This is a genomic window from Salinibacillus aidingensis (assembly GCF_055393355.1).
In genome coordinates, this window is the sequence record NZ_AP043759.1 from 2,212,107 (window position 1) to 2,225,791 (window position 13,685).

The 13,685-nt window shown below is 40.3% G+C and carries 16 protein-coding genes and 1 pseudogene; 1 reads left to right on the plus strand and 16 read right to left on the minus strand.

What is annotated here, in order from left to right; all coding sequences use genetic code 11:
- Window positions 1-66: 66 nt before the first annotated feature.
- Together ACZ5OK_RS11910 and ACZ5OK_RS11915 are read right to left on the minus strand one after the other, a co-directional pair.
- Window positions 67-717 (minus strand): DUF421 domain-containing protein, encoded by a 651-nt coding sequence (locus ACZ5OK_RS11910; protein ID WP_425542176.1) that lies wholly within the window; start codon window positions 715-717, stop codon window positions 67-69.
- 56 nt (window positions 718-773) lie between these two features.
- A complete protein-coding gene (locus ACZ5OK_RS11915) occupies window positions 774-2,078 on the minus strand; it encodes an ArsB/NhaD family transporter (RefSeq protein WP_343837257.1) in 1,305 nt (434 codons plus the stop codon).
- A 165-nt stretch (window positions 2,079-2,243) separates the two neighbouring features.
- On the opposite strand from ACZ5OK_RS11915, the gene ACZ5OK_RS11920 reads away from it, so the two are divergent.
- Complete coding sequence (locus tag ACZ5OK_RS11920) at window positions 2,244-2,621, plus strand: TIGR04086 family membrane protein (protein ID WP_044158336.1); 378 nt, start codon at window positions 2,244-2,246, stop codon at window positions 2,619-2,621.
- Window positions 2,622-2,686: 65 nt separating this feature from the next.
- Here the strand turns inward: ACZ5OK_RS11920 and yajC are convergent, their stop codons facing one another.
- From yajC to ACZ5OK_RS11990, 14 genes and pseudogenes are all read right to left on the minus strand, one after another.
- Entirely contained in the window at window positions 2,687-2,959 is a 273-nt protein-coding gene (gene yajC, locus ACZ5OK_RS11925; RefSeq protein ID WP_343837259.1) for a preprotein translocase subunit YajC, read from the minus strand.
- A gap of 21 nt (window positions 2,960-2,980) precedes the next feature.
- Window positions 2,981-4,117, minus strand: coding sequence for a tRNA guanosine(34) transglycosylase Tgt (tgt, locus tag ACZ5OK_RS11930; protein ID WP_343837262.1), 1,137 nt, complete (start codon window positions 4,115-4,117; stop codon window positions 2,981-2,983).
- 17 nt (window positions 4,118-4,134) lie between these two features.
- Window positions 4,135-5,163: a tRNA preQ1(34) S-adenosylmethionine ribosyltransferase-isomerase QueA gene (gene queA, locus ACZ5OK_RS11935; protein WP_343837265.1), complete on the minus strand. Its 1,029-nt coding sequence runs from the start codon at window positions 5,161-5,163 to the stop codon at window positions 4,135-4,137.
- A 17-nt stretch (window positions 5,164-5,180) separates the two neighbouring features.
- Window positions 5,181-5,381: a DUF2905 domain-containing protein gene (locus ACZ5OK_RS11940; RefSeq protein WP_343837267.1), complete on the minus strand. Its 201-nt coding sequence runs from the start codon at window positions 5,379-5,381 to the stop codon at window positions 5,181-5,183.
- The gene (gene ruvB, locus ACZ5OK_RS11945) at window positions 5,374-6,378 is read right to left on the minus strand and encodes a Holliday junction branch migration DNA helicase RuvB (protein WP_343837270.1); all 1,005 of its coding nucleotides are present in this window, start codon (window positions 6,376-6,378) and stop codon (window positions 5,374-5,376) included. The genes ACZ5OK_RS11940 and ruvB overlap by 8 nt, the downstream gene beginning before the upstream one ends.
- A 27-nt stretch (window positions 6,379-6,405) precedes the next feature.
- On the minus strand, window positions 6,406-7,035 hold the full coding sequence (gene ruvA, locus ACZ5OK_RS11950) for a Holliday junction branch migration protein RuvA (protein WP_343837272.1): 630 nt from the start codon (window positions 7,033-7,035) through the stop codon (window positions 6,406-6,408).
- Between the two features lie 135 nt (window positions 7,036-7,170).
- Complete coding sequence (locus ACZ5OK_RS11955) at window positions 7,171-7,749, minus strand: BofC C-terminal domain-containing protein (protein WP_343837275.1); 579 nt, start codon at window positions 7,747-7,749, stop codon at window positions 7,171-7,173.
- A 138-nt stretch (window positions 7,750-7,887) separates the two neighbouring features.
- A complete protein-coding gene (locus ACZ5OK_RS11960; RefSeq protein ID WP_343837277.1) occupies window positions 7,888-8,613 on the minus strand; it encodes a YebC/PmpR family DNA-binding transcriptional regulator in 726 nt (241 codons plus the stop codon).
- Window positions 8,614-8,722: 109 nt separating this feature from the next.
- The gene (locus ACZ5OK_RS11965; RefSeq protein WP_343837279.1) at window positions 8,723-9,190 is read right to left on the minus strand and encodes a YhcN/YlaJ family sporulation lipoprotein; all 468 of its coding nucleotides are present in this window, start codon (window positions 9,188-9,190) and stop codon (window positions 8,723-8,725) included.
- A gap of 74 nt (window positions 9,191-9,264) precedes the next feature.
- On the minus strand, window positions 9,265-10,005 hold the full coding sequence (nadE, locus tag ACZ5OK_RS11970; protein ID WP_343837764.1) for an NAD(+) synthase: 741 nt from the start codon (window positions 10,003-10,005) through the stop codon (window positions 9,265-9,267).
- Window positions 10,006-10,293: 288 nt separating this feature from the next.
- Window positions 10,294-10,995, minus strand: a pseudogene (locus tag ACZ5OK_RS11975) (phosphotransferase); the annotation flags it as partial.
- Window positions 10,992-12,107, minus strand: coding sequence for a LysM peptidoglycan-binding domain-containing protein (locus tag ACZ5OK_RS11980; protein WP_343837282.1), 1,116 nt, complete (start codon window positions 12,105-12,107; stop codon window positions 10,992-10,994). The pseudogene ACZ5OK_RS11975 and the gene ACZ5OK_RS11980, both read right to left, overlap by 4 nt.
- A 218-nt stretch (window positions 12,108-12,325) precedes the next feature.
- On the minus strand, window positions 12,326-13,207 hold the full coding sequence (pheA, locus tag ACZ5OK_RS11985) for a prephenate dehydratase (protein WP_343837284.1): 882 nt from the start codon (window positions 13,205-13,207) through the stop codon (window positions 12,326-12,328).
- An 18-nt stretch (window positions 13,208-13,225) separates the two neighbouring features.
- The gene (locus ACZ5OK_RS11990; RefSeq protein WP_343837287.1) at window positions 13,226-13,675 is read right to left on the minus strand and encodes an ACT domain-containing protein; all 450 of its coding nucleotides are present in this window, start codon (window positions 13,673-13,675) and stop codon (window positions 13,226-13,228) included.
- Between the last annotated feature and the right edge of the window lie 10 nt (window positions 13,676-13,685).

Sequence of the window (13,685 nt, forward strand, 5' to 3'; positions counted from 1 at the left end):
CCCCGTACTGTTTATCAGTACGGGGTTATTGCTGCACAGGATTGTTCACATTAAAAAGCTGTTTGACTACTTATCAAGGTTTGATTCATCAATGTGAAGCGTTCCATCTTTATTCAACGAACAGTAGGATATGGAATCTAATTCATGATAACCTGATTCCTTTAATTTCTCCCTTAACCATTTCTCATCCTTCCCCATCTGTTCCAGAACATGGTGCTGGATAATTCCATCCGAGATTAGTGGTGAATAAATTTTTACAGGATTATCTTTTTTCTCAAAAACCGATAGCTTGCCGTTTGGCTCCAGAATGGCCAGTTCCACATCCTGAACGAGCTGAATCCCCTTTTCATGGAGATTAATAAGCAAATCATCCATATTGTAACGCTGGTATTTCATTTCTTTTTCATCAATTTTCCCATTTTGAATAATTATGGATGGTTTTCCGTCAAGAAGCTCCCTGACTTTCTGACTTTTTAACGAAATCCTGGCAGAGATCCTTTGAATAATGAGCAGAATAATCATTGGTAAGATACTTGAAAAAAATCCTTTTTCTAAATCCTCTATCGAAATAACGGCCATTTCAGCCAGCATCACGAAAATGACTAAATCAAAAATGCTAATCTCGGCAAGTTCTCTTTTTCCCATGGAGCGTAAAATAATAAAAATCACAAAGTACATCCCTATGGTTCTAAGCACAACAATTCCTAAAGATTCCACACTTCCCACATCCCTTTACATAACACTTCCTTTATGTTTTGATATCATGCAGCTATTTATACAATAGATCCATGTAAATAAGGGAGAAGATAGCGCAAGAATAAATAAATGGTTGCAATAACCAGGGAAAACAGAACAATTGGGACTCCATACTTCATAAAACGGAGAAAGGAAATTCCTTTCCCATAGCTGGCTGCGATTCCTGCAACAACGACATTGGCCGATGCACCTACTAATGATCCATTTCCACCCAGGCAGGCACCCAAAGCTAAGGCCCACCATAATGGATCCAAATTAAGCATCCCAAAATCTTTGAACTCTTCTATTACAGGAATGGTAGCTGCAACAAATGGAATATTATCAACTACCCCTGAAAATAAACCGGCGATCCATAAGATCAGTAAGGCGGTTGTGGGCAAATCCCCTTCTGTTATATCGATAATGCCTTTCGATATTTCGTCAATGACACCTGTTGCCTGCAACCCTCCAACCAAAATAAACAATCCCATAAAGAAAAATAAGGTCAGCCATTCCACTTCCTTAAAAACCACTTCTGCATTTAAGTCCTGATCCGTAAGCAGGAGTAATAATAAAGCGCCACTGACAGCAATCGTCGTTAAATCCACATGTAAAATGGGATGAAGCAAAAAGCCCACCACAGTTAAGGACATCACAGATAATGATTTATATAACAGGGGGGATTTCACTAAATATTCTTCCGGATTTAGCTGTTGAACCTTCCTGATGTTTTCAGGATTTGACAGTAATGATTTTCGAAACAGCATCACCATTAAAAATAGTGTACCTATAAAAATAATGATGACAATCGGTGCAAGGTTGGTTAAAAAGGATACAAACGTTAAATGCTCAACAGCTTGACCAATCATAATGTTTGGCGGATCCCCGATTAACGTGGCAGTACCCCCAATATTTGAGCTGAAAATAATCGTAACCAGATAAGGAAATGCGGGTTGTGCCAACATAGAAGTCAAATTCAGAATAACAGGAACAAATAATAATACCGTTGTCACATTATCCAATAAAGCGGAACCCAAAGCTGTAAGAACGGCTACCACCATTAGCAGTTTCACAGGCTCCCCCTGTACCCTCTGTGCCAGCAATAAAGCAATATATTCAAAAAACCCTGTCTTTTGCGTGATGGAAACAAGGACCATCATGGAAAATAGCAGCGAAATTGTGTGCCAGTCAATGTAGGACGTAAAGGCATCATCCCACGTGAACAGGCCTGCACACAGCATTAATATGCCACCTGTCAAAGCAACCAATGCACGGTTAACCTTTTCTAAAATGATAAAAAGATAACTGATCAAAAATATCGCAATTGAAAATATAGCATCCATACCATTTCTCCTTTTTCCCTTTTCTGACAATTGGAACATTTACTTCCTGAAAATCATTCCTTAAATCTATATATATTCTTGTCCTTATACAAAATATTTTCATTCTATTTTAAATATTCATGAATACAATCATTTAATAAGTGGACAAACAAGGGGGAGTGTAAAATGGTAATGAGAAGATTTACGGCCTTACTGTATGGGTGGATTACCATTTTCCTATTGATGCTGGTAAGCAGCTTTATTCTCGCGTTAATCATACGCTTTTCGGAAATGGGAGAATCAACCCTGCATTGGCTGACATTCGGATTAGGTATTGTATATGTTTTTGCAGGTGGAATTTTTGCTGGTATTAAGGGAAAAGAAAAGGGCTGGATGTTAGGAGCACTAACCGGATTAGGCTATAGTCTATTTATCTTTCTTTATCAGTTCTTAGCCTACAACCAGCTATTTGATGGACAGCAATGGCTTTATCACGGCCTCTTTTTAACCGCCGCCATCTTAGGAGGCATTACAGGAGTCAACTTTCAGGGAAATCAGGAATGAAACAAAGGCGGAAGCGCACATAAAAAAGAGGATGCCATCCAGTTATGGTCCATCCTCTTTTTTCTTTATTCGTTATTTTCTTTTTCTTCACTGCTTACTACTTCACGAACTGCTGAACGATCATATGTAAGCTTTGTACCATCATCCACTCTTACAACAATAGTACCTTCATCCAATGCATGAATCGTTCCATGCATTCCGCCAATGGTAACAATCTTATCTTCTTTTTGTAAGTTATTTTGCATTTCCTGTACTTTCTTTTGTCGTTTCTGCTGTGGACGAATTAAAAGGAAATAAAAGATAACGAAGAACAATACAAGCATAATTAATGGTTCCATGTTTGTTTCACCCCTTTCGGCTTAGAAGTTTTTGGCATTTGGCTTGTTAAAACCATATTGTTCAAAAAATTGTTCGCGAAAGTCCCCAAGACAATCATCTTTAATTGCTTGACGTACTTGTCCCATCAATTTTACCAAAAAATATAGATTATGATAAGTAGTAAGTCTAAATCCAAAAGTTTCATTGGTTTTGACCAGATGACGAATGTAGGCTCTTGAATAATTACGGCATGTATAACAGTCACAATGTTCATCAATCGGTGAAAAGTCTCTGGCAAATTTCGCATTGCGCACAACAAGACGTCCATTGGAGGTCATACATGTTCCATTACGGGCAATTCGGGTAGGTAACACACAATCAAACATATCAACCCCTCTTATCACACCGTCAATAAGAGAATCAGGTGATCCTACCCCCATTAAATATCTCGGTTTATTTTTTGGTAACAGTGGTGCCGTATAAGATAGCACTTCATTCATAACATGCTTCGGTTCACCAACCGACAAGCCACCAATCGCATATCCTGGTAAATCAAGCGATACTAAATCTTTGGCACTTTGCCGCCGTAAATCCTCATATTCCCCGCCCTGTACAATTCCAAACAGACCTTGTTCATCAGGACGCTTGTGAGCTCTAAGACACTTTTCAGCCCACCGGCTCGTCCGTTCCACTGACGCCTTCATATAATCATATTCAGCTGGATATGGCGGACATTCATCAAAGGCCATCATAATATCTGAACCTAAAGCATTTTGAATTTCCATCGCTTTTTCCGGAGACAGGAAAAGCTTTTCTCCGCTTAAATGATTTCGAAAATGTACGCCTTCCTCTGTTATATCCCTCATATCACTGAGGCTGAACACCTGAAAACCGCCCGAATCTGTAAGGATGGAACCATCCCAATTCATAAACGAATGGAGACCTCCAGCTTCCTTAATAATATCCTCTCCAGGACGCAGCCACAAGTGATACGTATTGGAAAGAATGATATTAGCACCCATTTCCTTCAATTCCTCTGGACTCATCGTTTTTACTGTTGCCAGCGTCCCAACCGGCATAAATACAGGAGTTTCAAAGGATCCATGCGGGGTCGTCACCCGTCCTAAACGTGCTCCAGTCTGTTTATCTTCTTTAATTAGTTCATATTTGATTGCCATTCAATACACTCCTATGTTTATTCGATGTACATCGCATCCCCAAAGCTGAAGAACCGATATTGCTCATTTACCGCTTCTTTATAGGCATTTAAAATAAATTCCCGACCTGCAAAGGCACTGATCATCATAATTAGCGTTGACTTTGGCAAATGGAAATTTGTAATTAATGCATCGACCGCACGGAATTGGTAGGGGGGATAAATGAAAATATCTGTCCAGCCTGATTGGGCTTTAAAATCCCCATCCTGATCCCTGGCTATCGTTTCTAACGTGCGAGTAGATGTTGTTCCAACCGTGATCACTCGATTTCCTTCCTGCTTAACCTTATTCAGAAGCGCCGCCGTTTTTTCATCCATATGGTAAAACTCGGCATGCATGTCATGATTCTCAATATCCTCCACACTTACAGGACGGAATGTACCCAGCCCTACATGTAAAGTCACATAGGCAATATGTATGCCGCGCTTTTCAATATCATCCAGCAATTCCTTCGTGAAATGCAGACCTGCTGTGGGTGCGGCTGCAGAGCCTTTCTCTTTTGCATAAACCGTCTGATACCGGTCCTGGTTATCAAGCTGTTCCTTAATATATGGCGGAAGAGGCATTTCGCCAAGCTTGTCCAGCTGCTCGTAAAAAATACCCTCATAATGAAATTGAACAACCGCTCCGCCATGCTCCTTCTTTTCCTTGCAGACGCAGGACATAAGGCCATTTCCAAACTCCACGGTGGTCCCTTCTTTGATCTTTTTGGCCGGCTTCAACAAAACCTCCCATTGATCTCCTTCGATCTGGTGCAGCAATAATAATTCAATCTTTGCCCCTGTATCCTTTTTCGTACCAAACAGACGTGCAGGTAACACCTTTGTATTATTTAATACCAGACAATCACCTGGATTCAGATATTCTGTAATATTGTAAAAATGACGATGCTCCATACTCTGTTTTTCACGATTCAAAACCATTAATCTGGACTCTGCCCGGTTTTCCAATGGTGTCTGGGCGATAAGAGATTCTGGTAAATCAAAATCAAAGTCTTCTACTTTCATGATGTATTCAAACTCCTCTAACGAAATTTACTTATAATATAAAAGATGAGAGATAGAACAATGCTGACAACGATGGAAGTCATAATGGGAAAGGAAAAGGTCACATTGCCTTTTTTAAAGGTAATATCACCTGGAAGCTTCCCAATCAGATTCCAAATCAAGCCAATCACCACGAAAACAATGCCAATCACAATCATTATTTTCCCAAAATCATTCAACACCAGGAACCTCCCGATTGAAATGATGGTAAGCATTTGGCGTCACAACTCGTCCTCTTGGAGTACGCTGGATAAATCCAATTTGCAGTAAAAATGGCTCATATACATCTTCAATGGTCTGGGATTCCTCACCAATCGTAGCTGAAATCGTGTCCAGACCAACAGGCCCGCCCTGGAAATGATCGATAATGCCTAATAATAGCTTATGATCAATGTGGTCGAGACCTTGTTCATCCACTTGCAGCATTTTCAGGGCCTTTTTCGTCGTTTCCATCGAAATGGTGGATTCACCGCTAACCTGAGCAATATCACGGACCCTCTTCAGCAGACGGTTGGCAATTCGCGGTGTACCTCTTGAACGTCTGGCTACTTCTGTTGCCGCATCATATTCGATACCGATGTGAAAAATATCTGCAGTTCGTTCTACAATATTTCGCAAATCCTTGGTTTCGTAAAAATCCAGGCGGCTTAAAACGCCAAACCGATCTCTTAATGGAGCTGTCAGAAGCCCTGCTCTTGTCGTCGCTCCAACCAGAGTAAAGGGGGGTAAGTCAAGCCGGACAGACCTGGCACTTGATCCCTGCCCTAAAACAATGTCCAGGCAAAAATCCTCCATCGCAGGGTATAACACCTCTTCTACGGAGCGGGGAAGTCGATGGATCTCATCAATAAAGAGAACATCCCCAGGCTCAAGTGAGGTTAAGATGGCTGCTAAATCTCCCGCTTTCTCAATCGCAGGACCTGAGGTAGTACGAAATTGCACCCCCATTTCATTCGCAATAATGGTAGCCAGTGTGGTTTTCCCTAAACCAGGCGGGCCATAAAGCAAAACATGGTCCAAAGCCTCATCCCGTAACTTAGCCGCTTCAATAAATATACTTAAATTTTCTTTAATTTTTTCCTGGCCAATATATTGACTTAACGTCTCAGGTCTTAAGCTGTACTCAATTGATGAATCTTCCTCCTGAAGTTCCCCGGAAATCATCCGTTCCTCCATAAAATTGACCTCTCCTTATTCCTTTAATTACGAATTCTTCTGTACCATTAACGATAAGCCGGTTTTTACATACTCATCGATGGTTGTGCTGTCTGACTGTCTTAATTGCGGTGTGATTCGCTTAATTTCCCGATCCGAATACCCTAATGCTTTTAATGCTTCCAGGGCTTCATTTAATACCTCCTGGTTGGAATCTGATGGTTTATCTTCGCCCTTGGCATTTGCATTTTGAGGTATGTCTGCCGAACCATTCATCCATTCAGCCACTTTTCCTTTTAAGTCCAAAATCATTTGTCTGGCTGTTTTTTTACCTACGCCGGGAAATTGTGTCAGGAGCTTTTCATCCTCTTGTTCAATAGCTACAGCAATATCGTGAACACTTGTTGATGCTAAAATACTCAGAGCTCCTTTTGGTCCAATACCTGAAACATTCAATAGTTTAGCAAACAATTGCTTTTCTTCATATTGTTTAAACCCATATAATATCTGTTGATCTTCCCGTATATAATGATATGTATAAATGCGGACAAATTCATTTTGCAGATGCTGGAACTGAAAGGGGTTTGCACAAACCACTTCGTAACCTAAACCATTCACAACGACAAAAACCGAGCTTTCATCTATTGCATCAATTTTTCCCTCTAAAAAAGCAATCATCGTTATTTTCCCTTCTCTCTATACTAAACGCCTCCTCTTATTTTATCATAATTATTGCTTATTAAAGAAGGAAAACTCTGATTCCAGTGGCTGTTCCTACACGTTCAAAAAGGCTGACCCAGGAGATCTGAAATCTCATGAGTCAACCGAATCATCAACAGGCTCTGAACTTGCATATTCCTTGTATGTCTGAATAACCGTTTGAAAGGTTGATTTCTTATCTACTTTGATTCCGGATTTTAATTCGTCTTTACGAAAGCTTTCCAATTTCTCTACATCAATTTGGTAAAACGCTTTAATCACTTCACTATTCTCAGGCTTCCCATTAAAAATAGAGAGGACATTATCCTCATTTAACCCAAAGTAGCCATTCTTCTTAACTTCTGGTGACAAATCTTCAATCTCTTTTTCGAAAACAACACGCCCCTCCTGTTGTTTTTGAAGATTCCACGTTTTATAATTTGCCCAAAAATCCTGAAGTGACCAGATGGTTTCATTTTTCACTTCTTTTTCTATGTTTCCATCAAGATACTTTCTTTTTAACACGACTTCCAGTTCCAAAGGTTCCTGCTCCCAGGCTTTCTTCTCTTCGGCACTCTCCTGCTTACCTGCAGAAGTAACGTTTTCACTTGTGCCAGAGGCGGCTAATCCATTTAATGTAAAGAAAAATAATAAACATACAACCATAGGGAATATGGAACTTTTCCATTTCATGTCCATCACCCCTTCTTCATAAAATATATCTGATGCTAACCATTAATGGTTACATCAGTTACTGGAAAATGAAAAAAGCTCTATTTCCATTTTTTCCAGAAATAGAGCTTTTAATCATTTTCTTAGGATTTATAGATATTAAGCGTCCATATTATGATAGATATCCTGAACATCTTCACTGTCTTCAAGCATATCAATTAATTTATTCATTTTATGCTGCTGATCCTCAGACACGGCCGATGTGGTTTGTGGAAACATGGTGACTTCTGCTGTATCAAATTGATAGCCTTTTTCCAGCAATGTATCTCTAACCTCTGTAAAGGCCTCAGCATCTGTATAAATTTCAAAGGCTTCCTCAGAAGTTTCCATTTCGTCTCCTCCAGCTTCCAGTACATCCATCATAAGATCGTCCTCATCAACATCATGTTCACTTCGGTCGACCACCAGGTATCCCTTCCGATCAAACATAAAGGAAACACAGCCATTTTCCCCTAAATTTCCACCATTTTTAGAAAAAGCATGACGGACTTCTGATGCGGTACGATTTTTATTATCGGTCAGAACCTCAACCATAACAGCAATACCGCCAGGACCGTAGCCTTCATAGACAGTTTCCTCATAATGAACACCATCAAGTCCACCTGTTGCTTTTTTAATCGCACGATCTATATTATCATTCGGCATATTATTAGCCTTTGCTTTTTCAATCACGGTACGAAGATTTGGGTTGGTTTCCGGGTCTCCCCCACCTTCTTTAGCTGCAACGTATAAATCCTTGGCATATTTCATAAAGATTTTACCTTTTTTAGCATCCTGTGCATTCTTTCTACGTTGAATATTTTTCCATTTTGAATGACCAGCCATTGTTCATCTCACCTCTCCACTTCATGCATACTTTCATTAATACTATATCATATTCCTTAAAATCGAAAAAGAAGCAGAGTGCCGGGACTCTGCTTCTTAATTAGCCAGTTTATGGTCTTGTCAGCATATTTCTTACGCGGTTGAAATAAGCTTCGTCAGTGTAAACCGAAACATTTTTGTCATCCAGTTCATATCTTTCAATAATATCACGCACGCGATTCGGGATAACAGGATTGGCTCTTTGGCGGTTTACGATATCAAGAGCCACAACCAAACGGTCATCCTCGAATACGACTTCTGCCTGGTTAACTCCATCCACCTTCATAATTTCCTCTTTTAACCGTTTCGAGGTCTCATTATCTGCCTTCTTCATATTACGGTCAGGTGCATCTATATTGGTATATTCACGTACACTATCCTGTCTCTTTGGATCGTTCTGCTGAGTTGTATCATTACTGCGGTATTGCATCGGCTGTGTATTCATGGTGTTATTTTGAGCGTTTTCTTCCTGGTTTCCTCCACATGCTGCTAAAAACATGACGCCTGTCATTAAAATAAGAAATAGGACTCTTTTCACCAGAAAAAGCACCTCCTTTTCCTTCTTATTGTGCAAAAAGGAGGTGCTTTTTACTCACTGCATGACTGAATTTCCTAAAATTTTGGCGGGGATTTTGGCAGCTCACGTTTATGAGCTGTTCGCTTATGCATATTTTCGATCGTATTCCTATCCTGCTCCGGGACGGGTTCTCCCTGTATATACTGATCTATTTTGGCATAAGTGGTACCCATTTCGTTTTCATCGGTCTGACCTTCCCATAATCCGGCACTTGGAGCTTTGTGAATAATTTCATCAGGTACTCCAAGCTCTTTGGCAAGTTCACGTACTTCGCCTTTTGTAAAGTGAAGAAGTGGGACGAGATCAACACCACCGTCACCAAATTTTGTAAAATAGCCGGTATACCATTCTGCGGCATTGTCTGTACCCGTAACTAAATAGCCATAATTTGTAGCCAACGTATATAATGTACTCATTCGAAGTCGGGCTCTTAAATTTGCATCTGCAAGACGATCCTGAGCTTCATTCCATTCGTTGGCCTCGTTTAATTGGCTTTGAACAGTTGAAAAGAGAACCTCATGTGTCTCGGTCAGATCGATGGTCATACTCTTAATTCCTGAACTTTCCACTACTTTTTCAGCTGCTTTCTGATCATCAGAATGACTTTTACACGGCATAATAACCCCTAGTGAATCATCTGGAAAAGCACGCTTAATCAAGTGAGCTACGACAGCGGAATCAATTCCCCCACTAATACCTACCAACAGGCCATTAACGCCTGCCTCTTTCACCTGATTCTGCAACCATTGTGTTAAATGCTCCACCTGTTTCTTCATATCCTGATTCCTCTCTTTAATGCTATAATGATTTATTTTACCATATTTTGTTGCCAGTTCAAAAAATTTCTGACGTTGATGCCACTGCTGCTGGAATTTCTGCAAATAACTTGAAACCTGAGCTTGAGAAGGATTTTTACGCAAAAAATGAAGCCATTCCCGAAACAGGTCACTTGGAAATATCGTACCGTAATAAAAGTAGGACTGTCCCTTAAAGGATTGAAAGACTGGATACTGAAATAAATCTTCAAACTGGTCCAAACCTTCAAATAAGAAACGCTGAGCTAACTGAATCCATTCATATTCGTAAGGCGCATACTGTATCAAATCAAAATCAAACAGATAAATTCCATCCTGATTACGGATAAAATTATGACCCGCATTGTCTCCGTGAATAATAAACCGTTTTCTATTTGCCTTTTCCTCTATTTTTCTCCACTTTAATTTTTCCATTCGCTCTAATATATCCCGGGTCTGCTTAACAATATTCTGGTAAAAAAGCGTTGCCTGATGCTGGGTGAAAATATCCTTTGTACGTAAAAAACGCCGGTATCTTTCCGTGGATTTTTGCAGGAAGGGCTTCGTTTTTGTCTGTTTGATCGGTAATCCTTTTGCAGTGTCGTGAAAGTCCTGTAAAAGATTTATAGCAGCTAACCGATCTTCATGATACGTATAATTTAACTTCCGGCCCTCTATAAATGGACTTAAACACCAGTATTGTCCTAACGAATCCTTAATCCACCTTTCGCCATTAGGAAAGGGGACAAAACTGACAAAATTTTTCTGATCCTCGATTTGTAAAAATAATGACCATATTTTTATCGCATGAGAGTGATAACACTTTACAATCCACCATTGACTCTCCGCATATACCTTGAATACGTTTTTCTTTACAGGAATCATTTCCTGACAATCAAGATCGCCCTTTTCCTTTAAAAAATAATGGAGACGATCCATAAATGAATCGTCTCTCCAGGAGTTTACTTTCATTTGTCCCCCTCATGATCCCGACCCCAATCGTAGGACTGAGGAAACTGCCCCTGGCCATAAGGATTTTGGCTCATGTTTTGCTGGTATGGAGCCTGCTGGCTATATGGGGAAGGGTAGCCATACGGTGCTCCTCCCGGAAAAGGGCTTTGACCTTGTGCTTGATATGGTGCACCCCACTGTTGTGCCGGCTGATTCATACCTGATCCCCATGGCTGTTGCTGCTGATAACCCGGCTGACTATTCCACTGCTGCTGGCCATATGGGGTTGGCTGTTGATTGCTCGTTACCCACTGATTTGTGTTCCATTCATCTGGCAACTCCGGTATTTCCAATGAAGAGGATTCCTCGTTCATATCCAGATTCATTTCCTGATAATTTGCGGTATGATGGACATTCTGGCTAGGTGCTGGCATTTGACCCGGCATATAACCCGGCATTTGCATATTAGATGGCATCTGCATAGGATTCATTCCACTCATCTGCTGCTGGGGATAGTACGTTGGATACACAGGCATATAATAGGTGTTCATACCACCTCCGCAGCCGCATGGCTTTTTTGGAACATGATGATAACCCATGTATTGCTGCTGTGGTACCTGTGGATAGTGAACCTGCTGATGCATATAAGTTTGTGGGCTATAATGATAAGTCTCCACGCTGATACTTTCCTCTTCGTTATTTTCAATCATCGGCATTTTTGGCATCGAAGGTAACGGCATTTCCTTTTGTTCAGCTTTTTGAGGCTTCTGCTCATATGGCATCATCACCTTATCCATTGGCTTTTCATCCTCTTTGATGACTGGTGACATTTCTGGTGATTTATCAATGTAAGGATGCTTTGCCGGCTGTTGCTTGGCAGGCTGGGTGTCAGGCTTAGGCTTAGCCTGCTGAACGGGCTTTTTGGCCGGCTGTTTCTCTGCTCTTTCGTTTTCTTCCGCACGTTCCATTTTAACCGGTTTTGTTGCTGAAGGTACTTTAATTTTCATCCCCGGCAAAATTTCTTCCGGGTTTGATAGTTGTGTATTAAATTCTTTTAATGTTTCAAGATTAACATCATATTTTTGAGCAATCTCCCTTAAGGTTTCGCCTTTTTGTACAACATGAATTTTCAATTGAATGGCTCCTTTCTTTCAATTTACAATCTCTTACACGAATCCCATATCAATACCAACATATGCACAGATTGAAAAATGTTGAGGCATTGGTCTATATTTATGAGGAAATTTTTTAAACGGCTGCTTTCCCAAGGGGTATTGCCAATCCTACCGCAGTGAAAGACAACTAACTCATAGAAAACAAAAGACTGCTCCAAATCTGGAACAGTCTTTTGTTACTTATTAAGTGATTTTATTTTTTCTGTTGTGATCATGTATTTAGGATAAGTACCTAAAACCGTTACCTCACACCCCAGGGCCTGTAATTCTGCTTGGACTCCAGGGAACAATACATCGTCATATTCCTGATCTACATCAATGATAAAAAAGTAATTACCCAGACCTGTTTTCATCGGACGGGATTCAATTTTGGACAAATTCATTTTCCGCCATGAAAAGGCCGATAATACCTGATGAAGGGCTCCAGCGTAGTCTCGGGGCAGGGTGACCATAATCGTTGTTTTAACCCCCTGCTTTTCCATATCCGGAATATCCACGGCTTCATCCCTTTTCCTCAGCACGACAAAGCGGGTATGATTGTTCGCATAGTCATGAACATCAGATTGCAGAATTTTTAAGCCATATTCATTTGCTGCCCTTTCATTCCCAATAGCAGCCAGATTCCCCCCCTGCTTATATACGACCAGTGCCGCTTCACCTGTAGAAGTTGTATAATCTAAATCAGCCTGAGGGATATTTTGATGTATGAACTGATGACATTGGGCAATCGCTTGTGCATGGGAATAAATTTGATCAATTTCCTTCATATCACCTTCAAAGGAAGGATGGACTAATAAATGCTGCCTAATTGGGACTATCGCTTCTGCAACAATCGGCAAGGGTACCTGGTGAATTAAATAATCCAATGTTAAATGTACAGATCCCTCGATTGCATTTTCTATAGGGACCACTCCAAGGTCTATTTCACCCTTATCTACTGCGTCAATACAAGCTGGTATGGTTTTATAACTAACACTTTGAACTTTATCCTCAAACAGGCCATTTACAGCCATCTCCGTAAATGTACCTTTTGGACCTAAATAACCGACTGTATTCACTGTTTTTCCCCCTGATTCTTAAGCTCCTGAACTTAATATTTCAACCCGAATGACAAAATCAAGCTTTTTAAGCTGCTGCAGCAATTGATCAATCTCTATACTCATTAATGACGTATTAATTGACAACGTTACATTGGCTTTTCCCTGTAGTGGTATGGTCTGATGTATAGTTAAAACATTACATCCGGCATTCGCTACGATACGGAGTAAGTTTGAGAGTGTACCTGCCCGGTCCTCCAGGTAAAAGAATAATGTAATCATTCTCTCTTTTACCATAGCCTGAAAAGGAAATACCGTATCCCGGTACTTATAAAAAGCACTTCTGCTTAAATCCACTTGTTTAACCGCTTCATGAATAGAAGTAACCTTTTCCCGTTCGAGGAGTTCCTTTACTTCAAGCGTTTTTTTCATAGATTCCGGTAAAACGTCGCTTCTTACTAAATAAAATTTCTCATCCATTTGTGCCATAATTTCTTCC

Bases quoted from the DNA above. Each gene is read 5' to 3' on its own strand.
- queA (WP_343837265.1), bottom strand. From the start codon at position 5,163: ATGAAAGTAGAAGACTTTGATTTTGATTTACCAGAATCTCTTATCGCC.
- yajC (WP_343837259.1), bottom strand. From the start codon at position 2,959: ATGGAACCATTAATTATGCTTGTATTGTTCTTCGTTATCTTTTATTTC.
- ACZ5OK_RS11920 (WP_044158336.1), top strand. From the start codon at position 2,244: ATGGTAATGAGAAGATTTACGGCCTTACTGTATGGGTGGATTACCATT.
- nadE (WP_343837764.1), bottom strand. From the start codon at position 10,005: ATGAAGAAACAGGTGGAGCATTTAACACAATGGTTGCAGAATCAGGTG.
- ACZ5OK_RS11960 (WP_343837277.1), bottom strand. From the start codon at position 8,613: ATGGCTGGTCATTCAAAATGGAAAAATATTCAACGTAGAAAGAATGCA.
- ruvB (WP_343837270.1), bottom strand. From the start codon at position 6,378: ATGGAGGAACGGATGATTTCCGGGGAACTTCAGGAGGAAGATTCATCA.
- ACZ5OK_RS11955 (WP_343837275.1), bottom strand. From the start codon at position 7,749: ATGAAATGGAAAAGTTCCATATTCCCTATGGTTGTATGTTTATTATTT.
- ACZ5OK_RS11990 (WP_343837287.1), bottom strand. From the start codon at position 13,675: ATGGCACAAATGGATGAGAAATTTTATTTAGTAAGAAGCGACGTTTTA.
- tgt (WP_343837262.1), bottom strand. From the start codon at position 4,117: ATGGCAATCAAATATGAACTAATTAAAGAAGATAAACAGACTGGAGCA.
- ruvA (WP_343837272.1), bottom strand. From the start codon at position 7,035: ATGATTGCTTTTTTAGAGGGAAAAATTGATGCAATAGATGAAAGCTCG.
- ACZ5OK_RS11915 (WP_343837257.1), bottom strand. From the start codon at position 2,078: ATGGATGCTATATTTTCAATTGCGATATTTTTGATCAGTTATCTTTTT.